Consider the following 22478-nt stretch of genomic DNA (forward strand, 5'->3'; position numbering starts at 1 on the left):
ATAAAGCAAAACCCCGCCCAAGGGCGGGGTTTGCGAATGCTCGTGCGTCATCGACGCAGAACCTGACACTACCACAGCGCAGTAAATACTCAAGCCCACAGCCTGGGTGTGGCTATGCCTGCGCCCGCGCTTTCAAGGCCAGGGCCTCGCGGCAGATCTGCCGCCGCCGTTCGTCGTCGGCCGCCCGCCACTCGCGGATATGCTCGACATGGCGGTGGCAGCCGGTACATACCTTGTGCTCATCCAGCCGACATACGCTGATACAAGGTGAGGGAACCGCCGGGCTGACGTTGCTGTACAGCGGCTTCGGTGGCCGAGGGGCGGTGGTCATCTCAGATCTCGTCGAAGTCCAGCTTTTCGCCGGCACGTTCCCAGACGATGCGCTCGAGCATTTCGCCCAGCAGCTCTTCGCTCTTTTCGCACACCCACTTGCCGCTTTCTTCGTCGTAGTCGAAGTGGAAACCACCGGAGCGGTCGGCCAGCCACAGCTGGCGCAGCGGCTCCTGGCGGCTGAAGATCAGTTGGGCGCCGCCTTCGAACTTGACGGTCAGCACCCCGGCGGAGTTCTCCATGTCCAGGTCCATGCCGCTCTCGTCGAACAGGTCTTCCAGCGCCTGTTGGGTCGCATCGACCAGGTCATGGAAACGCGCTTCGCTCAAACTCATTGCTAGGACCTCGAAAAATGGCTGCACACACGCAAGCCGGGCACGATAAGGCGGGTTGCCGCCGAATGCAAAGACTAGCGCCAATCGCCCAACTGCTGTAGGAGCCGGCTTGCCGACGATGCGGCAGGTGCAGGCCAAGCGCCCCCGCCAGGCGGCCCGGCCCTCGCATAGGCAATATGCCGGGCGCTCGGTATACTCGGCCGCAATACTGCATATTTCCAAGGATTTCACTTCATGAAACGCCTGACTTCCTCCCTCGCCGCCCTGATCGCGGTTGCCTGCCTCGTTTCGGCCTGCGGCCAGAAAGGCCCGCTCTACCTGCCCGACGACGGCAAGGACGGCAAAGCCCCGAAAAGCGCCCACCAGCACCAGCACGCGCACCCGGCCGAGCAGCAGGACGACGCGGAACAAGCGCAGCCCGAGGAATAAGGAAGTCCGATGGACGCATTCAACTACCGCGGCGGCCAGCTGCACGCGGAAGGGGTGAGCCTGTCGGCCATCGCCGAGCGTTTCGGCACCCCCACCTACGTGTACTCGCGCGCCCACATCGAGGCCCAGTACCGCAGCTACACCGATGCCCTGCAAGGCAGCGAGCACCTGGTGTGCTTCGCGGTCAAGGCCAACTCCAACCTGGGCGTGCTGAACCTGCTGGCGCGCCTGGGCGCAGGCTTCGACATCGTCTCCGGCGGTGAGCTGGAGCGTGTACTGGCCGCTGGCGGGCGCGCCGACCGCGTGGTGTTCTCCGGCGTCGGCAAAACCCGGGAAGACATGCGCCGCGCCCTCGAAGTGGGCGTGCTCTGCTTCAACGTCGAGTCCACCGACGAGCTCGAGCGCCTGCAAGTAGTGGCGGCCGAGATGGGCAAGGTTGCCCCGGTATCGCTGCGGGTCAACCCCGACGTCGACGCCGGCACCCACCCGTACATCTCCACCGGGCTTAAAGAGAACAAGTTCGGCATCGCCATCAGCGACGCCGAAGCCATCTACGTACGCGCCGCACAGCTGCCGAACCTCGACGTGGTCGGTGTCGACTGCCACATCGGCTCGCAGCTGACCACGGTCGAACCCTTCCTCGACGCCCTCGACCGCTTGCTGGTGCTGGTCGACCGCCTGGCCGAGTGCGGCATTCACCTGCGCCACCTCGACCTGGGCGGCGGCGTGGGCGTGCGTTATCGCGACGAACAGCCGCCGCTGCTGGCCGACTACATCCAGGCCATTCGCGCGCGCCTGGGCGAGCGCGACCTGGCCCTGGTATTCGAGCCGGGCCGCTACATCGTGGCCAACGCCGGCGTGCTGCTGACCCGCGTGGAATACCTCAAGCACACCGAACACAAGGACTTCGCCATCGTCGACGCGGCGATGAACGACCTGATCCGCCCGGCCCTGTACCAGGCCTGGATGGGCGTCAGTGCCGTCACCCCGCGCGAAGGCGAAGGCCGCAGCTATGACGTGGTCGGGCCGATCTGCGAGACCGGCGACTTCCTCGCCAAGGACCGCGTGCTCAACCTCGCCGAGGGCGACCTGCTGGCCGTGCAGTCGGCAGGCGCCTATGGTTTCGTCATGAGCTCCAACTACAACACCCGTGGCCGCTGCGCCGAAGTGCTGGTCGATGGTGACCAGGCCTTCGAAGTGCGCCGCCGCGAGACCGTCGCAGAACTGTTTGCTGGCGAAAGCCTGCTGCCGGAGTAAGCCCATGCTGCTGCGTTTTACCAAGATGCACGGGCTGGGCAACGACTTCATGGTCCTCGACCTGGTCAGCCAGCACGCGCACATCCAGCCCAAGCACGCCAAGCAATGGGGTGACCGCAACACCGGCGTCGGCTTCGACCAGCTGCTGATCGTCGAGGCGCCGAGCAACCCCGAGGTCGACTTCCGCTACCGCATTTTCAACGCCGACGGTTCGGAAGTTGAACAGTGCGGCAACGGCGCGCGCTGCTTCGCCCGCTTCGTGCTGGACAAGCGCCTGACCGCCAAGAAGCGCATTCGCGTCGAAACCAAGGGCGGCATCATCGAGCTGGACGTACGCAACGATGGCCAGGTCTGTGTCGACATGGGCCCGCCGCGCCTGGCGCCGGCCGAAATCCCCTTCGTCGCCGACCAGCAGGCGCTGAGTTACCCGCTGGAAGTCGACGGCCAGGTCTACCCGATCGCCGCCGTGTCCATGGGCAACCCGCACTCGGTGCTGCGCGTCGACGACATTAACAGCGCACCGGTGCATGAACTGGGGCCGAAAATCGAGCACCACCCGCGCTTCCCGCAGCGGGTCAATGCCGGCTTCATCCAGGTGATCGACCGCCACCGCGCCAACCTGCGGGTTTGGGAGCGCGGTGCCGGTGAAACCCAGGCCTGCGGTACCGGCGCCTGCGCCGCTGCCGTGGCAGCCATCGCCCAGGGCTGGATGGACTCGCCAGTGTCCATCGACCTGCCGGGCGGGCGCCTGAGTATCGAATGGGGCGGCCCAGGCAAACCGGTGTTGATGACCGGCCCTGCCGTACGCGTTTTCGAAGGACAGGTTCGTCTCTAAGCGAGTATCCGCCATGACCGATCAGCCCAAAGCAGTACCCGAGCTCGACGCCGACGCGGTGGTCGCCTACCTGCGCGCCCACCCCACGTTCTTCGCCGAGCATGACGAGCTGCTGGTCGAGCAGCGCATCCCCCACCAGCGCGGCGACAGCGTGTCGCTGGTGGAGCGCCAGCTCAAGCTGCTGCGTGACCGCAACATCGAGATGCGCCACCGCCTGTCGCAGCTGATGGACGTGGCCCGCGACAACGACCGGCTGTTCGACAAGACCCGCCGGCTGATCCTCGACCTGCTCGACGCCGGCAGCCTGGAAGAAGTGGTGATGGCCGTCGAAGACAGCCTGCGCCAGGAATTCCAGGTGCCCTTCGTCAGCCTGATCCTGTTTGGCGAAAATGCAGCCCCGGTGGGCCGCTGGGTGTCCGGTGCCGAGGCGCAGCAGGCCATTGGCGGGCTGATCGGCGGCGGCAAGACCATCAGCGGCAGCCTGCGCGAGCACGAGCTGGCCTTTTTGTTTGGCAGCGAACAGCACAAGGAGGTCGGCTCCAGCGCCGTAGCCACCCTGGAGTACCAGGGCCTGCACGGCGTGCTGGCGATCGGCAGCCGCGACCCGCAGCACTACAAGAGCAGCGTCGGCACCCTGTTCCTCAGCTACATCGCCGAAGTGCTCGGCCGCGTGGTGCCGCGCTTCACCAACACGCTACGCCCGGTACGCTGATGGAACGCCAGCTGGAGGCTTATTGCGCACACCTGCGCAACGAGCGCCAGGTGTCCGACCACACCCTCAAGGGCTACCGCCGCGACCTGGAAAAGGTCGTCGAATTCTGCAACACCCAGGGCATCGCCGGCTGGGGTGCGCTGCAGGTGCAGCAACTGCGCCAACTGGTGGCGCGCCAGCACCACCACGGCCAGTCCTCGCGCAGCCTGGCGCGGCTGCTGTCGGCGGTGCGCGGGCTGTACCGCTACCTCAACCGCGAAGGCCTGTGCCAGCACGACCCAGCCAATGGCCTGTCACCGCCCAAGGGCGAACGCCGCCTGCCCAAGGCACTGGACACCGACCGCGCCCTGCAACTGCTCGACGGCGGCGTGGACGACGACTTCATCGCCCGCCGCGACCAAGCCATCCTCGAGCTGTTCTACTCCTCGGGCCTGCGCCTGTCGGAGCTGACCTGCCTGAATCTTGAGCAACTGGACCTTGCCGGCGGCCTGGTGCAGGTGCTCGGCAAGGGCGGCAAGAGCCGCGTACTGCCGGTCGGGCGCAAGGCCCGCGAGGCACTACAGGCCTGGTTGCGCCTGCGCGGCATCGGCAGCCCGCAGGACGGCGCGGTGTTCATCACCCGCCAGGGCAAACGCCTGAGCCCGCGGGCCATCCAGCTGCGGGTGAAGACCGCCGGCGAGCGCGAGCTTGGCCAGCACCTGCACCCGCACATGCTTCGCCATTCCTTCGCCAGCCACCTGCTGGAATCGTCCCAGGACCTGCGCGCGGTACAAGAAATGCTCGGCCACGCCGACATCAGCACCACGCAGATCTACACCCACCTGGACTTCCAGCACCTGGCCGCGGTGTACGACAGCGCCCACCCCCGGGCCAAACGCAGCAAAGGCACAGACTCATGAGCATCAAGCTGATCACCTTCGATCTCGACGACACGCTGTGGGACACCGCGCCGGTGATCGCCAGCGCCGAAGTGGTATTACGCGACTGGCTCGAAGCCAACGCACCGACGCTGGGCGCGGTGCCGGTCGAGCACCTGTTCGCCATCCGCGAGCGCCTGGTGCAGGCCGAGCCGGGCCTCAAGCACCGCATCAGCGCCCTGCGCCGGCGGGTGCTGTTCCATGCCCTGGAAGAAGTCGGTTACAGCGAAAAACACGCCCTGGAGCTGGCCAACGAAGGTTTCGAGGTGTTCCTGCACGCCCGCCACCAGGTAGAGGTGTTCCCCGAGGTGCAGCCGGTGCTGGAGATCCTGCGCCATCACTACACCCTGGGCGTGGTCACCAACGGCAACGCCGACGTGCGCCGGATCGGCCTGGCGGACTATTTCCGCTTCGCCCTGTGCGCCGAGGACTTAGGTGTAGGCAAGCCCGACCCGGCGCCGTTCTTGGAGGCGCTCAAGCGCGGTGAAGTACAGGCCGATGCTGCAGTGCATATCGGCGACCACCCCGGCGACGACATCGCCGGGGCCCAGCGCGCCGGTTTGCGCGCGGTGTGGTTCAACCCGCGGGGCTTGGCCTGGGCGGGCGAAAAAGCCCCGGATGCCGAGATTCAGCGCCTGTCACAACTGCCCGACGTACTCGCCCGCTGGCGCTGAGCGCTAACGCGAAAACAAGCGTCTTGCTCAATTACGAACAACTGGCGCGATCCCTGTAGGAGAACACCCAGCCCCTCAGGCTGCGCTGTCGCGCAGAGAACTGGTCTCGCAGATGCGCCGCGGCCCCCGTGGGAAGCGGCCTTGTGTCGCGATGGGCTGCGCAGCAGCCCCAGCAATTTTGCATGAGGCCAAGGCCTTGGGACCGCGGCGCATCTGCGAGACCAGTTCTCCGCGCGACAGCACAGTACGCAGAGCTGGGCTAGCACCTACAGGACAGCGTTGGTTTACGGGCCACACAATCCCGACGCCCACAAAAAAGCCCGCAGCGACGGCGGGCTTTTTTGCATTCAGCCACTCAGATAGGGCGGCTGCCGTACTTGTTGTCCGGCTTCTTGGGCGGGTCGGCGACCACATTGGCCTCGACTTCCTGCACCTTGCCGCCGCGCGAAAGGAACTCTTCCATCGCCTTGGCCAGGGCATCACGCTCTTTCTGCTTGGCTTCCATGCTCGGCATCTCGTCTACCGAGACCGCCGCCTTGGACTTGCCCTTGGCAGCGGGTGCCGGGCTGCTGTCGTCGTCGCCGGAATCTTCGGCGCCGTCGTCAGCCGCAGCCTCTATGCCCTCATCACCCTCGTCTTCGTCGCCTACTTCGAGGTCGTCGTTTTCCAGATCGTCGTCGCTCATGTTCTACCTCATGACTTGCGAAAAGCAGGTTAGTTATAGACCGGTGCAGCCGTAGACCGGCGGCTACCGGTGAAAATTCAACTGGCCGTGGGTTGGCCACTGCCTCCAGTGCCCGCCTCCTGATGGGAGCCCGGCACCCAACAGGCCCCGCTCGAAGCAGAGCCCTACCAAAATGCTTGAACCCTTGCTGGCAACAGGCTACTGCAAGCCTAGCAAAGGGTAGCGAAGTGTGCGGACAACCTGTGCAGCACCCTTCGGCGCGCATTCTAGCGCGCTCGCAGAAAAAGCAAAGCACCAGAAATGCCCGATCCGTTGTAAGTTTTGTGCCCGCGTCGCGAACAGGACATAGAAACCGTTTGCCCCAGGCAAAACGGCAAATTACAGGCAAAAAAATGCCCGGCGAACCGGGCAAGTTTTCCAGCGTGGCGGTTACAGGTTGTAGCCGCGCTCGTTGTGCTGAGCCAGGTCGAGGCCAACCGACTCTTCTTCTTCGTTGACCCGCAGGCCCATCACCACATCCAGCACCTTGAGGATGATGTAGGTGACGATGGCGGTGTAGACCACGGTGAAGATCACGCCCTTGGCCTGAATCCAGAACTGCGCACCGATGTCGGTGACCGCGCCGAAGCCGCCCAGGGCAGGCGCCGCGAACACGCCGGTGAGCAGGGCGCCGACGATACCGCCGATGCCGTGCACGCCGAAGGCGTCGAGGGAATCGTCATAGCCCAGCTTGCGCTTGAGGCTGGTGGCGCAGAAGTAGCACACCACACCCGACACCAGGCCGATCACCAGGGCGCCCATCGGGCCAACGGTACCGGCAGCCGGGGTGATGGCCACAAGGCCCGCGACCACACCCGAGGCGATGCCCAGTGCGCTGGGTTTGCCGTGGCCGATCCACTCGGCGAACATCCAGCCCAGGGCGGCGGCGGCGGTGGCGATCTGGGTCACCAGCATGGCCATGCCGGCGGTGCCGTTGGCGGCAGCGGCGGAGCCTGCGTTGAAGCCGAACCAGCCGATCCACAGCATGGCCGCGCCGATCAGGGTGTAACCCAGGTTGTGCGGGGCCATCGGGGTGGTCGGATAGCCCTTGCGCTTGCCCAGTACCAGGCAGCAGACCAGGCCTGCGATACCGGCGTTGATGTGCACCACGGTGCCGCCGGCGAAGTCCAGCACGCCCCAGTCCCACATCAGCGCGCCGTCACCGCTCCAGACCATGTGCGCGATCGGTGCATAGACCAGCACGAACCAGATGGCCATGAAGATCAGCATGGCCGAGAACTTCATGCGTTCGGCGAAGGCGCCGACAATCAGCGCCGGGGTGATGATGGCGAAAGTCATCTGGAAGGTGATGAACACCGCTTCCGGGAACAACGCGGTGGCCGAGGTCAGGCTGTCAGGCGTGACGCCGCTGAGGAATGCCTTGTTCAGGCCGCCGACGAAGGAATTGAAGTTGAGTACGCCCTTTTCCATACCGGTGGTATCGAAGGCCAGGCTGTAGCCGAAAATCACCCACAGGAGGCTCATCAGGCCGGTAATGGCGAAGCACTGCATCATCACCGACAGCACGTTCTTCGAACGCACCATGCCGCCATAGAACAGGGCCAGGCCCGGGATGGTCATGAACAGCACCAGCGCCGTGGCGGTGAGCATCCAGGCGGTATCACCGGAGTTCAGCGCCGGGGCAGCTTCCTCGGCCAGGGCCAGCCCTGGCATTACGAGGGACAATAGGGCTCCTAGCCCTGCGATCTTGCGCAGAGTCATGTTGTTTTCTCCTGGGGCGTTGGGTTTGGTGAGGCTTTTTTTGTAGCGCTTAGATCGCGTCGGTATCGGTTTCGCCGGTACGGATACGGATCGCCTGCTCCAGATTGACCACGAAGATTTTGCCGTCACCGATCTTGCCGGTGTTGGCCGCCTTGGTGATGGCTTCGATCACCCGATCAAGGTCCTTGTCGTCGATGGCGACATCGATCTTTACCTTGGGCAGGAAATCGACCACGTATTCGGCGCCGCGATACAGCTCGGTGTGACCCTTCTGGCGGCCGAAGCCCTTGACCTCGGTCACGGTGATGCCCTGCACGCCGATTTCCGACAGCGACTCGCGCACGTCGTCCAGCTTGAACGGCTTGATGATGGCAGTGACTAGCTTCATGAAACTCTCTCCCGATTTGGTGGACTTGCCCCAGGAAAACAAACCCGTCTCAAGTCTAAGCGCAGCGCCTGGCTTTGTAACGCATCGTCGGCTCCATCCTCCCCGCCAAGACACGATGCGGCTGTAACGGTGGGCCTCGCGGCTCGGCCTGCGCACTGCTTGCTGTCGATGGACTGCATCAGTGCACGGCTTGATCAGGTCTTTGCAGAAACCTTGCCAGGTACGGGAAAACGCCGAAAAACAGCTAGTTGCGTGAAAGACTCGGGATTGGCCAGTCGCCAGCAGGACAAAGCTGCACAATTTCAGTGCGCGACCTTTGGCCACGCTGCGCAAAAAGTGTGCAGACGCGGTGCAAAAAAGCTGCGTGCTACACTGCTGCCCTTTCACAGATCAGCGGATAGCCACACATGCTCGCGCCCAAAGCCTTTCTCGATGCCCTGAGCGACCAGGCCTCGCGCCTGTTCAGCGGTGACACCGCACAGCCTCGCGCCGAACTGGAAAGCCAGTTCAAGGTGTTGATGCAGGGCGCTTTCAGCAAGCTCGACCTGGTCAGCCGCGACGAATTCGACAGCCAGATGGTGGTGCTGGCCCGCACCCGCGCCCGCCTGGAGGCGCTGGAGCAGCAATTTGCCGAGCTGGAAGCCCGGCTGGCGCCGCCGCCCGCAGAATAACAACCGATACACGGAGCGTTTACATGAAAGTCAGTGCCCGCAATGTCTTCGAAGGTACCGTCAGCGCCGTCCAGCCTGGCGCGGTGAATGCCGAGGTCGAGCTGACCCTGGGTGGCGGCGAAAAATTGGTGGCCGTGGTCACCATGACCAGCCTGCACAACCTCAACATCAATGTCGGCAAGCAGGCCGTGGCACTGGTCAAGGCACCCTGGGTGGTGCTGATGACCGACGCCGACGGTTATCGCCTGTCGGCGCGCAACGCCCTGGAAGGTGAGGTGGTGCGTGTAGGCGACGGTGCAGTCAACGCCGAAGTGGTACTGAAGCTGGCCGGTGGCACCGAAGTGTTCGCCATCGTCACCCGCGAGGCGGTGCAAGAGCTCGGCCTGGCACCAGGTGTGAAGGCCACCGCGCTGATCAAGGCCTCGCACATCATTCTGGGTGCAAAGCCCTGACTTGAGCTTGCCCTTCAGAGGCCCCATCGCCGGAAGCCGGCGATGGGGCCCTCAAATGAAATATGAAATTTCCTACATATACATTCCCCTTAAAACAAGATGAAACTTCTTTAAGTTACACCTTGCCTGTTGACGCACCCGCTATGCTTTGCATAAAGTTCCACCGCCCTTGAAACGGGCCTTTATTTCAACTCACGAAGAACTCAATGGACACAGTATCTAGTCGTTGCCTGGCCGCCCCTGGCTGCCAGGCACCTGAACCGGAATACCGGGCCCGCCCCCATGGTCGGGCAAGCCGCGCCAGAGCCTGATGCTCCGCCGTAGCTTGCCGCCCCGGGTGCCAGCCCGGACGGAGGCAAGCTCATGAACGTCAACACCTGCATACATCGCCGGCCCCGCGCGCCTCTTGCGCCGCGTCATGCCACGCAGCCTGCGGCCTCGCCGCATTACCACCTGCCTTTCGCGCGCTGCCCACGGCTGCACGCCGCATGGCTGTGCCACGCCGACGACAACCCGGAACCTCCAAGTCGACAAGCCGCGCTCATAGCGTAATCGGCTACGGGCGCGGCGCCCGATAAAAACTGAACAAGCACTATATAAGCCCGAACCTTCAAATATTTAAGTTCGCGGGGAACTTATTGCCTGAAACTTTTAAAAGGAACCCGAAACACCATGGACTCAGCCAGTAGAAAGTTCGCTGCCGACAATAAACCCGGCCTTCGCCAGCGAACTCGAAAACGCCGGACAAAACACCGATCGAATGATCGCGGCCCGACCCACGCCCTCTCACAGTAGTGAGCCCGCTGTGTGTCGTGCCGCCTCCTGCGGCAGGAGCACAGCCAAATGACCGTAAAAGACCGCAACACCAAAGCCTGCGAAGTCCACGCCGCCCGCGAAGCCCGCAACGGCCTGGGCGTGACCTTCGCCAACCTTGATACCAGCGAACTCGGCCTGACCGAACACGAGGCCGCCAAGCGCCTGCTGCGCGACGGCGCCAACGAAGTCGCCCACGACAAACCCCAACCGGCCCTGGTGCAACTGTTCAAGGCGCTGCACAACCCCTTCATTTATGTACTGCTGACCCTCGCTGCCATCAGTTTCCTCACCGACTACTGGCTGCCGCTGCAGGCCGGCGACACCGACGACCTCGACCTGACCAAGGTGATCATCATCCTGACCATGGTCAGCGTCAGCGGCTTGCTGCGCTTTTGGCAGGAATACCGTTCGGGCAAGGCCGCCGAAGCCCTCAAGGCGATGGTCCGCACCACTGCCACGGTGCTGCGCCGCGAACGCATCGACCGCCCTGCCCGCCTGCGCGAAGTGCCCATGAACGAACTGGTGGCCGGTGACATCGTGCAACTGGCCGCCGGCGACATGATCCCCGCCGACATCCGCCTGATCGAGTCCCGCGACCTGTTCATCAGCCAGGCCGTGCTCACCGGCGAGGCGCTGCCAGTCGAGAAATACGACACCCTCGGCCATGTGGCGCAGAAGTCCGCCGAAGGCAGCAGCAACGACGACGGCAACCTGCTCGAGCTGCCCAATGTCGGCTTCATGGGCACCAACGTGGTCAGCGGCCGGGCCCGCGCCGTGGTGGTGGCCACCGGCAAACGCACCTACTTCGGCTCGCTGGCCAAGGCCATCGCCGGCTCACGCAGCCAGACCGCCTTCGACCGCGGGGTGAACAGCGTCAGCGCCCTGTTGATCCGCTTCATGCTGGTGATGGTGCCGGTGGTGTTCGTGCTCAACGGCGTGGTCAAGGGTGACTGGAGCGATGCCTTCCTGTTCGCGCTGGCCGTGGCCGTGGGCCTGACCCCGGAAATGCTGCCGATGATCGTCAGCGCCAACCTGGCCAAGGGCGCCGTGGCCATGGCCCGGCGCAAAGTGGTGGTCAAACGCCTGAACGCCATCCAGAACTTCGGCTCGATGGACGTGCTGTGCACCGACAAGACCGGCACCCTGACCCAGGACCGCATCATCCTCGAGCACCACGTCGGCCTCGACGGCCAAAGCAACCCGCACCTGCTGGAACTGGCCTGGCTCAACAGCCACCACCAGAGCGGCGTGAAAAACCTGATGGACCAGGCCGTGCTGCGCTTTGCCGGCGAAAACAGCCAGTTCCAGCCCCCCTTCGCCTACGCCAAGGTCGATGAGCTGCCGTTCGACTTCATTCGCCGGCGCCTGTCGGTGATCGTCAAGGATGCCCTGGGCGTGCACCTGCTGGTGAGCAAGGGCGCGGTGGAAGAGATGCTCGCCATCGCCACCCATGTGGAGGATGACGGCCAGCACCTGCCCCTGGATGCCGCGCGCCGCGAACAACTGCTGGCCAGCGCCAGCCGTTACAACCAGGAGGGCTTTCGCGTGCTGCTGGTGGGCACCCGCCAAATCCCGGCTGGCGAACGCAAGGCGCAATACCACGCCGACGACGAGCGCGGGCTGGTGATCCGTGGCCTGCTGACCTTCCTCGACCCGCCAAAGGAAACCGCAGGCCCCGCCATTGCTGCACTGCGCGAGATGGGCGTAAGGGTGAAAGTGCTCACCGGCGACAACCCGGTGGTCACCACCAAGGTGTGCCGCGAAGTGGGCCTGGAGCCCGGCCAGCCGCTGCTCGGCCAGGACATCGAACAACTGGATGACAGCCAGCTGCAGGTGCTGGCAGAAGAACGCACGGTGTTCGCCAAGCTCACCCCGCTGCAGAAGTCGCGGGTGCTCAAGGCACTGCAAGCCAACGGCCACACCGTCGGTTTTCTTGGTGACGGCATCAACGACGCCCCCGCCCTGCGCGACGCCGACGTGGGTATTTCGGTGGACAGCGGCACCGATATCGCCAAGGAATCAGCCGATATCATCCTGCTGGAAAAGAGCCTGATGGTGCTCGAAGAAGGCGTGCTCAAAGGCCGCGAAACCTTCGGCAACATCATGAAGTACCTGTGCATGACCGCCAGCTCCAACTTCGGCAACGTGTTCTCGGTGCTGGTGGCCAGCGCGTTCATCCCGTTCATGCCGATGCTGGCGATTCACCTGCTGCTGCAGAACCTGCTGTACGACCTCTCGCAGCTGTCGCTGCCCTGGGACCGCATGGACAAGGAATTCCTGCGTCAGCCACGCAAGTGGGATGCCGGCAACATCGGCCGCTTCATGCTGTGGATCGGGCCCACCTCGTCGATTTTCGACATCACCACCTTCGCCCTGATGTGGTACGTGTTCGCCGCCAACAGCGTGGAAATGCAGGCACTGTTCCAGTCGGGCTGGTTCGTCGAGGGGCTGCTGTCGCAAACCCTGGTGGTGCACATGCTACGCACCCGCAAGGTGCCGTTCTTCCAGAGCACCGCAGCGCTGCCGGTGATCCTTGCCACCGGGCTGGTGATTGCCCTGGGGCTGTACATCCCCTTCTCACCGCTGGGAGCGATGGTCGGGCTGGTGCCGCTGCCGTGGGAATACTTCCCTTGGCTGGTGGCCACCCTGCTGGGCTACTGCCTGGTGGCCCAGGGCATGAAGACCCTGTACATCCGCCGTTTCGGCCAGTGGTTCTGAACTGCCCCTGAGGCATCAGGGATACCCCTAGCCCGCGCCTTGCATGCTTTACGCACTGCGCGGGCTTCGGAATAATGACCATTAGCCAGTATGTGACCCGGTTCACACCTTTGTTAAATGGACTTACAAGGTAGCCCTCCCCTTGCAATTGTTTTCCAGCACCCGCCAGCACCTGCGTGAACTGGCGCAAGCCCGCGCATTCAACGAACTCACCGCGTTCTGCGAAGACCTCGAAAACCAATGGCAACAAGCCGCGCCAGGCGAGGTGCCGCTGTACTCGGAAGTCATCGAAGGGCACATGCTGATCGACTGGGACCACCAGATCGGCAAGGACCTCACCCGCGTGCTCAAGGGCTGGATCGAAGCCTGCCCGGGCAGCTACCACGCCCACCTGGTCATGGGCATGCATGCCTTCGACCGGGCGACCTTCATCCGCACCTTCAACGTGGCCTCCGAGGTTACCCAGGAGCGCTGGCTGGGCGCGGCGCAAGCCTGCGAGCTGGCCGCCGTGCACCTGCTCAAGGCCATGCAGCTGTCGCCTCGGCCGGTGGCTGCGGCCATCTGCCTGATCAAGATCTGCGCACACTTCAACGAGCCCGGCTGGCTGCATGAGCTGTTCCAGGGCAAGCCGGCCAGCTACCGCCCGGGCGAGCACGCCGAGGAAGAAGCACTCGCCACCGCCCGCGGCTACCTCGAACGCTACGAGCTTGCGGCCCCCGCCGAAGTGCCGCAGGCGCTGCCCGCCGTCCTGCCGCCCCGTGAAGCCCATCAGTTCGAGCGCCCGCAGGACTACTGGCTGCTGTGCGCCATGCAATGGATGCCCAACTGCTTCGAGGCCGTCGAAACCCACGCCGCCTACCTCAAGCCACGCTGGGGCGGCAGCTACGACGACATCGACGGCCTGGCCGACGGCCCGCTGACCGCCAGCTGGAGCGAAGCCCAACGCAACGCCATTCGCTGGCTGATCTTCGAGGACCAGATCGAGCTGCCCAAGGCCGAAGACAGCGAGGAAGTCGCCGCCTGGCAAGAGGTGTTCGACTACTGGAAGCCGCTTGAACTGCGCCCGCTGGAGCGCGCCACCTTGCTGGCCTGGGAGGGGGCGTTCCAGCGCTATTCGCTGAACAACCACCCAGAGGCCATGCAGTGCTACAGCCAGAGCGTCGCGCTGTACCCGGGTGAAGGCTGGGTGGGCAACCTCGGCGACCCTTTCTGGAGCCTGGTGTACATCAGCCTGTACGACCCGCAACCCGACCCGCAGAACACCTTCAAGAACGCCATCGAACGGCTCAGCGCCCTGAGCAACTACGCCGCCGCCTGCGCCCTGCGCGCCGCCGGGCACCAGTTCGGCGTGTGGGGCTTCGAGCGCTCGCCGGAGCTTGCCGAACAATGGCTGCAAACCGCCGCCAAGCGCCAGAACGGGCGCGAGGGCTTCGGTTTCGACCTCGAAGAAATACCCCGCATGATCTGGCATGCCGGCCTGCACCCGGTGGCCTGCTTCCTGTGGCAGCGCCTGGCCGACCTCGGCCGGGTGGATGCTGCCAGCGCGCTGTACGACGTGCACCGCGGCTGGTTCAACGACACCCCCGAGCAGTACATCGACGCGCACAAGGCCGACTACTGGCTCAAGCGCTCCGCCGAGGCCGGCTGCAAGGTCAGCAAGTACAACCTGGCGCGCGATCGCATGAACAACGAGGACATGCACGACCCGGTGGCCCGGGTGGAGGTGTGGAAGCTGCTGATCGACGCCATGGGCGAGGACCAGACCGACGGCCACGCCAAAGTGCAACTGGGCATTTTGCTGCGCCGCTACGGCGAGCCGGTGGACCACGAACTGGGCCTGCGCTACCTGCTGTCGGTATACGACCATAGCCACGACTGGGTCGCCGGACGCGCCTGCGCCGAAATCGCCCTGGCCTGGCTCGAAGGCCGCGGCGCGCCGCGCAAGAACCGCTTCGCCGCCATGCAGTGGGCCACCCGCGGGCACCAGATCAACGAAGACAGCGAAGAGATCATCGAAATCGCCGAACGGGTGTACAACTCGCATAACCGCCTGCTGTCGATTTTCACCGCCATCAAGGCCTTCCTGACCCAAGGCAAGTTCGTCCCGGGCGAACTGCCGCCAGCACCAGAGGCCCGCTGAGGCCATGGCCGCAACCTTCAGCGAACGGCTGCGCATCCACGCCTGGCTGTGGTTCGGCGAAGGCTTCCTGATTGCCCTCAGCGTATTGCTCTGCCTGTTACCGCTGCTCGCCTGGCTGCTGCCGGGCTGGGCCGGCTGGCTGGCAGCGGCGCTGACCCTGCCGTCGCCGCTGATGGGCTGGTCGATCGCCCGCCAGGCATTCAGCCGCCGCGATGACGACGAGGCGCCGGGTATCGAACTGCAGGCCCATGCCGTCCCCGCCCTGGCCACAGCCGTCGAGCAGGTGCGCACGCGCCTGGGCGCGCCGATGCCGGACGCGGTGTACCTGGACGAGGGCTTCAACGCCAGTATTCGCCAACGCGCGTCACTGTTCGGCCGCCCCCACAACGTGCTGGTGCTGGGCCTGCCGCTGCTGGAAACCCTCGACACCACCGCCTGCACCGCCGTGCTGGCCCACGAGTTCGCCCATATCGCCCAGCGCCATGGCCGCTACAGCAGCCGCCTGTATTTTGCCCGTGAGCGCTGGCGGGCACTGGGTGAACGCACCGAAAAACACATCGGTCTGGCCCACGCCCCGCTGCGCCTGTTCGTTGCCTGGTACGTGCCGCGCCTGCTCGAGGCCAGCTTCGCCTTCGCCCGCAGTTGCGAGTACCAGGCCGATGCCGAGGCCGCGCAAGCCTGCGGCAGCATCCCCATGGCCCAGGCGCTGATCGGCCTGCGCATCCAGTCCCGCGCGCTGCGCCGGGCGTTCTGGCCACAGCGCTACGCCGCCGCCGACAGCGGGCACTTCGTCGAACTGGCCCGCGGCCAGGCCCTGGCCGAGCCGCTGGACCGCGCCCAGGCCTGCACCTGGCTGCATGATGCGCTGGATGAAGAAGCAGACGAACATTCCACCCATCCCAGCCTGGCCCAGCGCCTGCAAGCCCTGGCGGTGGACAGCGATGCGCAGCATGCACCGATCGCCTGGCAGCGCCCCTCAGCCAGCGCCGCCCAGCAGTGGCTGGGGGCCGAACATCAGGCTTTGGCCCAGGCCATGGACGAGCGCTGCGCCGAGCAGTTCCAGCAGCGCCATGCACAAGCCAGCCAACGCCGGCGTGCGCAGCGCGGTGAAGCGCATGGCCTGTTCAGCAAGCGTGCGTTGCGCGCGCTCAGTGTCGACGAAATGGCACGCCTGGCCTGGCTCGAAGACTGCCTGCAGGTGCCGGCCGAAGAGCGCGGCCCCTGGCTCGAACAGGGCCTGGCCATGGAGCCGGCGCATCATTGGCTGATGTTTCAGCACGCCCAGAAGCTGCAAGAGCAAGGCGACTTCACCGGCGCCGCCACCTGCTGGCAGCCCCTGGCCGAGCAGCCGGGCTACTACCAGGTCAGCGCCCTGCATCACATGGCCGAGCAAGCCCTGCGCGGGCAGGACTGGGCAGCAGCACAAGCCTTGCGCGCCCAGGCCGACAGCCTGGTGCAGCAAAGCGAACAGGCGCCAAGCTACGAACACCATGGCCTTTCAGCCCCGCAGCTGCAGCGCCTGAGTGCAACCCTGGCGCCCCTGCTGTCCCAGGCCGAAGGCGTATGGCTGCTGCGCGAGACCGGCGCCAACCAGCACCTGCTGCTGATCAAGCCGCCGTCGACGGCGCTGTCGCGCTTGCTGCAACGCATCACTGGCGAAGCCCACTACGAACGCCAGTACTGCCAGGTAGCGCTGGACCGCGTTCTGCCACGGGTCGACCTGCCGCTGGAGGCACTGATGCTCGATGCCTTTGACCCGATGCTGGAACATTGTGATGCGCGGTGTGCGTTGCATGATCAAGGATAGATTCGCAGCAACCGCCGCTTGAAGCTCAAACGCCCAGGCTCTTGAACAACGCCTCTACGTTTTCATGCATGCGCAGGGTGTGCGGCTGATCATGCTCTGTCATGGCTTGCCGGGCACGCTCATTGAGCCGCGCGAAGGTGACGTCAAACGGCAGCGTTCTGGTCCTCGCCACCTGATAAAACAACATCTGGATGGCCTGCGAGCTGGTAATGCCCAACTCGGCCAGAACGCTTGCTGCTTGAGTTTTGAGCTGGCTATCGATGTGGATGCTCAGGACTTCTGTCTTGGCCATTGATCCTCCAGGTATCTGCTGGTGGGAAAGCGAAGTTGCCAGTGTATCCGTCACGGCATGCGCCCTGCCCGCCAGCAAAACCTCGAAGCACTCTTTCCGGCTTACCCCCCGCCAGCAGCACTAAGCTTTGCCAGCCGCAGGAAGCGGCCCCTTCTGGCAAACCACGGAGTGCCCATGTCCCTCGCCCTCGTCCACAGCCGCGCCCAGGTCGGCGTGCTGGCGCCTGCTGTCAGCGTCGAAACCCACCTGGCCAACGGCCTGCCCGCACTCACCCTGGTCGGCCTGCCGGAAGCCACGGTCAAGGAATCGAAGGACCGGGTGCGCAGCGCCATCGTCAACTCGGGGCTGGAGTACCCGGCCCGACGCATCACCCAGAACCTCGCCCCCGCCGACCTGCCCAAGGACGGCGGGCGCTACGACCTGGCCATCGCCCTGGGGATACTCGCCGCCAACGGCCAGGTACCGCTGGCCACCCTCGAAGACATCGAATGCCTGGGCGAACTGGCGCTGTCGGGCGCCCTGCGCCCGGTGCAGGGAGTGCTGCCCGCCGCGCTGGCCGCGCGGGATGCCGGGCGGGCATTGGTGGTGCCGCGGGAGAATGCCGAAGAGGCCAGCCTGGCGGGCGGGCTGGTGGTGTATGCCGTGGGGCACCTGCAAGAGCTGGTGGCCCACCTGAGCGGGCAACTGCCGTTGCCGCCCTATGCTGCCAACGGCCTGCTGCTGGAGCATCGCCCCTACCCCGACCTGTGCGAAGTACAGGGCCAGGCCGCCGCCAAACGCGCCCTGCTGGTGGCCGCCGCCGGCGCGCACAACCTGTTGTTCACCGGCCCCCCAGGTACCGGCAAGACCCTGCTGGCCAGCCGCCTGCCCGGCCTGCTGCCACCGCTGGACGAGCGCGAGGCGCTGGAAGTGGCGGCGATCCGCTCGGTCAGCGGCCACGCCCCGCTCGACAGCTGGCCGCAGCGGCCGTTCCGCCACCCGCACCACTCCGCCTCCGGCCCGGCACTGGTCGGCGGTGGCAGCCGCCCGCAACCAGGTGAGATCACCCTGGCGCACCACGGGGTGCTGTTTCTCGACGAGTTGCCGGAATTCGAGCGGCGGGTACTTGAAGTACTGCGCGAGCCGTTGGAGTCGGGCGAAATCGTGGTGGCCAGGGCCCGCGACCGGGTGCGCTTCCCGGCCCGCTTCCAGCTGGTGGCGGCGATGAACCCCTGCCCCTGCGGCTACTTCGGCGACCCCACCGGCCGCTGCCGGTGCAGCCCGGAGCAGATCCAGCGCTATCGCAACAAACTGTCCGGGCCACTGCTCGACCGCATCGACCTGCACCTGACCGTGGCTCGGGAGAACACCGTGCTGGGCAACCAGCCCAGCGGCGAGACCAGTGCCAGCGTTGCCCAGGTGGTAGCTGCGGCCCGCGAGCTGCAGCAACGCCGCCAGGGCTGCGCCAATGCCTTTCTGGCCCTCGATGGCCTGCGCCGACACTGCGCCCTGTCGGCCACCGACCAGGCCTGGCTGGAGACTGCGTGCGAGCGCCTGACCCTGTCGCTGCGGGCAGCGCACCGGTTGCTGAAGGTGGCGCGCACGCTGGCAGACCTTGAAGGAGCCGAGGGCATTACCCGGGCTCATCTGGCAGAGGCACTGCAGTACCGACCCGGATCCTAGGGCCGTACAACCCACACTGCTGCCAAGCCTGGCACCGCCGTTGGCGGTGATCGCCGGCAAGCCGGCTCCTACAGGGGGCTCTATGGGGCTGATAGCTGAAATATATTTTGCGCACTAACTATTTGCGCGCAATATTCAACTCACGCAGCAAGCAGTCGCCAAACCTACTCAGCACCTTCTGGAGAACCATCATGACCTTCAACAAAATCCTCGCCGCCGCCACCCTGACCCTCGCCACCAGCGCCGGCGCCTTCGCCACCGAAGCCACGCCGTACCACTACGGCATGGACCTGGACATCGCCCAGGTGATCGCCGTCGACACCCAGGCCGCCAGCCAAGGCCACGCCAGCCGAGCCACCCTCACCTACCGCGACAGCAGTGGCCAGCTGCGCGCCGTGAGCTACAGCCAACCCACCACCGCCAGCAACCAGAACTGAGCCGCCGGCTCGCAAGCAGAGGAGCAAGACCATGAAGCTGTCCCGCACCCTGACCGCCGGCCTGCTGGCCCTGGCCGTAAACAGCGCCTTCGCCGCCGGTAGCCCCGGTGTCGAGCCCACCACCCAAGGCTTCCTCGAGGCCCTCGCCGCCGGTGGCGGCAAGCCGCTGGAAACCCTGGCACCGAAAGATGCCCGAGCCGTGCTCAGCGGCGCCCAGGCCGGGGTCAAGGTTGACCTGGCGGGCATTCAGGTGGAACGCCGCACCATCCAGGCCGATGGCCAGCCGCTGGAAATCCGCGTGGTGCGGCCTGCCGGGGCCAAGGGCGAGTTGCCGGTATTCATGTTCTTCCACGGCGGCGGCTGGGTGCTGGGCGACTACCCCACCCACGAACGGCTGATCCACGACCTGGTGGTGGGCTCTGGTGCGGCAGCGGTGTACGTCGATTACACGCCATCGCCAGAGGCGAAGTTCCCCACCGCCATCAATCAGGCCTACGCCGCCACCCGCTGGGTTGCCGAGCATGGCCGGGAGATCGGCGTGGACGGCAGCCGCCTGGCGGTGGCCGGCAACAGCGTCGGCGGCAACATGGCTGCGGTAGTGGCAATCAAGGCCAAGGAAGCCGGTACACCGAAGCTGCGCTTCCAGGCCCTGCTGTGGCCGGTGACCGACGCCAACTTCAACAATGGCTCGTACAACCAGTTTGCCGAGGGGCACTTTCTCACCCGCAACATGATGCAGTGGTTCTGGAACAGCTACACCACCGACCCGCACCAGCGTGATGACATCCATGCTTCCCCGCTGCGGGCCACCCTGGAGCAGTTGCAAGGCCTGCCGCCGGCGCTGGTGCAAACGGCCGAAATGGACGTGCTGCGCGACGAAGGCGAAGCCTATGCCCGCAAGCTCGGCGCTGCCGGCGTCCCGGTGACAGCGGTGCGCTACAACGGGATGATCCATGACTTTGGCTTGCTCAATGTATTGAGCCAGGTGCCGGGCACGCGCAGTGCGATGGACCAGGCAGCGCAGGCGCTGAAAAAGCACCTTCAATAGCCCTGTAGGAGCAGGCTTGCCTGCGATGGGCCGCAAAGCGGCCCCAGTCATGCCTATCGACGCCGCGCCAGCACCCCGGCCAACGTCCACGCCCCCGGCCCGGTCAACGCCAACCCGCCAAACAACACCAGCAGCAACCAGGCGAACTGCCCCTGCTCCAGGCTCCAGTCCGGGTGCACCACCACCAGCGCCACCAGCAACACGGCGAGCACTGGCAGGCAGGCCAGGCGGGCGAACACGCCCAGTATCAGCAGGATCGGGCACAGCACCTCGGCGAATACCGCCAGGCCCAGGGTCAGGGTAGCGCCCAGGCCGAAGGGGTCTTCGATATGCTGCAGTTCGGTGGACCAGTTGAGCAGCTTGGGCAGGCCGTGGATCAACAGCAGCAACACCGCTGCGGCGATGCGCATGAACAGCAGGCCGAAGGCGGTGAGCCTGGGGGAGTCGAAGGTGGGCATGGCGGTGGGCTCGGCAGTCGAAACGACGGACTGTGCCCGCATGGCAGGATGAAGGCTTGAGCAGATGTGCTCAAGTTGCACAACCGCGCCCCCTGTAGGAGCAACTGTCTTACTCAATTTCTAAAAGGCGACTCGATTCTTGTGGGAAGCGGCCTTGTGTCGCGATGGGCTGCAAAGCAGCCCCGGCAATCTTGCATGATGCGCAAATCCTGGGCCCGCTACGCGCGCCTTTCGCGGCACAAGGCCGCTCCAAGGGACCGCGTGAACCAACGAACCTCGGCTTGGCCCTACTGCTGCAACGCCAACTCCACCGCCCGCAACAACGCCTCTTCACTGAACGGCTTGCCCAGGCACACCACCGCGCCCTGCCCCATCGTCAGCTCCCGCGCCGCCGGGTCCCAGTGCGCCGACATGCCGATCACCGGCAGCCGGTAACCGCGCCGCGCCAGCTCGCGCTGCACCTGTTGGCCGCTGCGCCCGGGCATCTTCAGGTCCACCAGCGCACAATCGGCCTCGCCCGCCAGGGGCGAGGCCAGAAACGCCTCGCCATCGGCGAACGGGTATGCCTCGAAGCCCAGCGAGCGCAGCAGGTTGCACAGGCTTTTGCGCACCGAGGCGTCATCGTCGACGATGCACACCCGAAGCTTGGCGCCCGCTGTGTTCATGCCGCGCCCTGGTCGACAGCCCGGCCATCACCCGCGACGACCTGGTGCATGGCCACCAGCTCCACCAGCGAGCGGGACTGCATCTTGTTCATGATGTTCTTCTTGTGCACCTTGGTGGTCACTTCGCTGGTGCCGATCTGCCGGGCGATCTGCTTGTGCGACAACCCCTCCACCACCAACGCGAACACCTCGCGCTCACGCGGGGTCAGGCGCTGGTACTTGTCGCGCACCTGGCGGGCCTGGCGCCAGTCGCGCCCGGCAAGCACCGCACGGGCGCGCACGCTGTCCAGCAGCGCCAGCAACTGGTGCTCGTCGAAGGGTTTGGTCAGAAACTCGAACGCCCCGGCACGCATGGCCTGCACGGTGAGCGGGATGGTGCCGTAGCCGGTCATGAACACGATCGGCCAGGGCAGGTCGAGGCGGCGCAGCGCATGCTGCAGCTCCAGGCCCGAGGCGGCCGGCAGGTTGATGTCCAGCAACAGGCAGGCATAGGGGTTGTCCCACTGTTGCTCCAGCAGCTCTTCGGCCGAGGCATACAGGCGATGCGGGATATTTTCGGCGCGCAGCAGGCGGCCCAGGGCGGTGCGCACCGACACGTCATCGTCCACCACCAGCACATGCACGGCTGCGCCGTCGGGCTCCGGTGCCTCGCTGTCGAGGCTGTAGCCGCTGCGGCCCGAGGCCAGCATCGAGGCATCCGGCGCCAGGTCGGCCAGCAGCCGGTAACCGCGCCGCGGCACGGTCTGGATCACCTTCTTGTCACCCAGCCATTTGCGCAGCAGCGACACCTGCACCTGCAGGTTGTTGTCCTCGACCACCGTACCCGCCCACACCTGGCTGAACAGCTCGTCCTTGCTCACCACCCGGCCATTGGCGCGTACCAGGGTGGCCAGCACCTCGAAGGCACGGCCGCCCAACGGGATCGGCTGGCCGTCACGGAAGGCTTCGCGCCGCTCCAGCGACACCATGGCTTTGCCTATTCGGATCAT

23 protein-coding genes are annotated in these 22478 nt (G+C 65.4%); 14 read left to right on the forward strand and 9 right to left on the reverse strand.

The features are described from left to right. Nucleotides 1-112 precede the first annotated feature (112 nt). Both KSS94_RS26145 and cyaY read right to left on the reverse strand, forming a co-directional pair. A complete protein-coding gene (locus KSS94_RS26145; RefSeq protein ID WP_217840905.1) occupies nucleotides 113-331 on the reverse strand; it encodes a DUF1289 domain-containing protein in 219 nt (72 codons plus the stop codon). A gap of 1 nt (nucleotide 332) precedes the next feature. Next, nucleotides 333-665, reverse strand: a complete 333-nt coding sequence (cyaY, locus tag KSS94_RS26150; RefSeq protein ID WP_016502185.1) for an iron donor protein CyaY — start codon at nucleotides 663-665, stop codon at nucleotides 333-335. A 234-nt stretch (nucleotides 666-899) separates the two neighbouring features. Here cyaY and lptM point away from each other — a divergent pair, with 234 nt between their 5' ends. From lptM to KSS94_RS26180, 6 genes are read left to right on the forward strand one after another with little or no spacing between them, the layout of a single operon-like run. Beyond that, the gene (lptM, locus tag KSS94_RS26155; protein ID WP_217840906.1) at nucleotides 900-1094 is read left to right on the forward strand and encodes an LPS translocon maturation chaperone LptM; all 195 of its coding nucleotides are present in this window, start codon (nucleotides 900-902) and stop codon (nucleotides 1092-1094) included. Between the two features lie 9 nt (nucleotides 1095-1103). Beyond that, nucleotides 1104-2351, forward strand: coding sequence for a diaminopimelate decarboxylase (lysA, locus tag KSS94_RS26160; RefSeq protein WP_217840907.1), 1248 nt, complete (start codon nucleotides 1104-1106; stop codon nucleotides 2349-2351). A 4-nt stretch (nucleotides 2352-2355) separates the two neighbouring features. After that, nucleotides 2356-3186, forward strand: a complete 831-nt coding sequence (dapF, locus tag KSS94_RS26165) for a diaminopimelate epimerase (RefSeq protein ID WP_217840908.1) — start codon at nucleotides 2356-2358, stop codon at nucleotides 3184-3186. 13 nt (nucleotides 3187-3199) lie between these two features. After that, a complete protein-coding gene (locus tag KSS94_RS26170) occupies nucleotides 3200-3898 on the forward strand; it encodes a DUF484 family protein (protein WP_217840909.1) in 699 nt (232 codons plus the stop codon). Beyond that, nucleotides 3898-4797, forward strand: coding sequence for a tyrosine recombinase XerC (xerC, locus tag KSS94_RS26175; RefSeq protein WP_217840910.1), 900 nt, complete (start codon nucleotides 3898-3900; stop codon nucleotides 4795-4797). Before KSS94_RS26170 ends, xerC begins: the two co-directional genes overlap by 1 nt. Then, complete coding sequence (locus KSS94_RS26180; protein WP_217840911.1) at nucleotides 4794-5489, forward strand: HAD family hydrolase; 696 nt, start codon at nucleotides 4794-4796, stop codon at nucleotides 5487-5489. The genes xerC and KSS94_RS26180 overlap by 4 nt, the downstream gene beginning before the upstream one ends. Before the next feature lie 355 nt (nucleotides 5490-5844). On the opposite strand, the gene sutA is transcribed toward KSS94_RS26180, so the two are convergent. The 3 genes from sutA to glnK all read right to left on the reverse strand — a co-directional run bounded on the left by sutA (nucleotide 5845) and on the right by glnK (nucleotide 8323). Then, entirely contained in the window at nucleotides 5845-6174 is a 330-nt protein-coding gene (sutA, locus tag KSS94_RS26185; protein ID WP_217840912.1) for a dormancy-specific transcriptional regulator SutA, read from the reverse strand. Between the two features lie 429 nt (nucleotides 6175-6603). Beyond that, nucleotides 6604-7935 carry an ammonium transporter gene (locus KSS94_RS26190; protein ID WP_217840913.1) on the reverse strand — a complete coding sequence of 444 codons (1332 nt, stop codon included), beginning with the start codon at nucleotides 7933-7935 and terminating at the stop codon, nucleotides 6604-6606. 49 nt (nucleotides 7936-7984) lie between these two features. Beyond that, nucleotides 7985-8323, reverse strand: a complete 339-nt coding sequence (gene glnK, locus KSS94_RS26195) for a P-II family nitrogen regulator (RefSeq protein WP_002555808.1) — start codon at nucleotides 8321-8323, stop codon at nucleotides 7985-7987. A 407-nt stretch (nucleotides 8324-8730) separates the two neighbouring features. Here glnK and KSS94_RS26200 point away from each other — a divergent pair, with 407 nt between their 5' ends. The 5 genes from KSS94_RS26200 to KSS94_RS26220 all read left to right on the forward strand — a co-directional run bounded on the left by KSS94_RS26200 (nucleotide 8731) and on the right by KSS94_RS26220 (nucleotide 16927). Then, nucleotides 8731-8994, forward strand: coding sequence for an accessory factor UbiK family protein (locus KSS94_RS26200; protein ID WP_217840914.1), 264 nt, complete (start codon nucleotides 8731-8733; stop codon nucleotides 8992-8994). Nucleotides 8995-9017: 23 nt separating this feature from the next. After that, nucleotides 9018-9446, forward strand: coding sequence for a TOBE domain-containing protein (locus KSS94_RS26205; protein WP_217840915.1), 429 nt, complete (start codon nucleotides 9018-9020; stop codon nucleotides 9444-9446). Between the two features lie 843 nt (nucleotides 9447-10289). Then, nucleotides 10290-12980 (forward strand): magnesium-translocating P-type ATPase, encoded by a 2691-nt coding sequence (gene mgtA / locus KSS94_RS26210; RefSeq protein ID WP_217840916.1) that lies wholly within the window; start codon nucleotides 10290-10292, stop codon nucleotides 12978-12980. 142 nt (nucleotides 12981-13122) lie between these two features. Next, on the forward strand, nucleotides 13123-15120 hold the full coding sequence (locus KSS94_RS26215) for a DUF4034 domain-containing protein (protein ID WP_217840917.1): 1998 nt from the start codon (nucleotides 13123-13125) through the stop codon (nucleotides 15118-15120). 4 nt (nucleotides 15121-15124) lie between these two features. Further along, nucleotides 15125-16927 (forward strand): M48 family metallopeptidase, encoded by a 1803-nt coding sequence (locus KSS94_RS26220; RefSeq protein WP_217840918.1) that lies wholly within the window; start codon nucleotides 15125-15127, stop codon nucleotides 16925-16927. Nucleotides 16928-16952: 25 nt separating this feature from the next. On the opposite strand, the gene KSS94_RS26225 is transcribed toward KSS94_RS26220, so the two are convergent. Then, nucleotides 16953-17219, reverse strand: coding sequence for a type II toxin-antitoxin system RelB/DinJ family antitoxin (locus KSS94_RS26225; RefSeq protein WP_217840919.1), 267 nt, complete (start codon nucleotides 17217-17219; stop codon nucleotides 16953-16955). A 174-nt stretch (nucleotides 17220-17393) separates the two neighbouring features. Here KSS94_RS26225 and KSS94_RS26230 point away from each other — a divergent pair, with 174 nt between their 5' ends. The 3 genes from KSS94_RS26230 to KSS94_RS26240 all read left to right on the forward strand — a co-directional run bounded on the left by KSS94_RS26230 (nucleotide 17394) and on the right by KSS94_RS26240 (nucleotide 20366). After that, the gene (locus KSS94_RS26230; RefSeq protein WP_217840920.1) at nucleotides 17394-18881 is read left to right on the forward strand and encodes a YifB family Mg chelatase-like AAA ATPase; all 1488 of its coding nucleotides are present in this window, start codon (nucleotides 17394-17396) and stop codon (nucleotides 18879-18881) included. Between the two features lie 191 nt (nucleotides 18882-19072). Beyond that, complete coding sequence (locus tag KSS94_RS26235) at nucleotides 19073-19318, forward strand: DUF2790 domain-containing protein (protein ID WP_217840921.1); 246 nt, start codon at nucleotides 19073-19075, stop codon at nucleotides 19316-19318. A gap of 31 nt (nucleotides 19319-19349) precedes the next feature. Then, entirely contained in the window at nucleotides 19350-20366 is a 1017-nt protein-coding gene (locus KSS94_RS26240) for an alpha/beta hydrolase (RefSeq protein ID WP_217840922.1), read from the forward strand. A 53-nt stretch (nucleotides 20367-20419) separates the two neighbouring features. Here KSS94_RS26240 and KSS94_RS26245 read toward each other — a convergent pair whose 3' ends face one another. From KSS94_RS26245 to KSS94_RS26255, 3 genes are all read right to left on the reverse strand, one after another. Continuing rightward, nucleotides 20420-20824, reverse strand: a complete 405-nt coding sequence (locus tag KSS94_RS26245) for a DoxX family protein (protein ID WP_217840923.1) — start codon at nucleotides 20822-20824, stop codon at nucleotides 20420-20422. Nucleotides 20825-21111: 287 nt separating this feature from the next. Then, a complete protein-coding gene (locus KSS94_RS26250; protein WP_217843674.1) occupies nucleotides 21112-21462 on the reverse strand; it encodes a response regulator transcription factor in 351 nt (116 codons plus the stop codon). A gap of 23 nt (nucleotides 21463-21485) precedes the next feature. Then, nucleotides 21486-22478 carry a response regulator gene (locus tag KSS94_RS26255; RefSeq protein WP_217840924.1) on the reverse strand — a complete coding sequence of 331 codons (993 nt, stop codon included), beginning with the start codon at nucleotides 22476-22478 and terminating at the stop codon, nucleotides 21486-21488.

It is taken from the genome of Pseudomonas fakonensis, assembly GCF_019139895.1.
Lineage (GTDB): Bacteria > Pseudomonadota > Gammaproteobacteria > Pseudomonadales > Pseudomonadaceae > Aquipseudomonas > Aquipseudomonas fakonensis.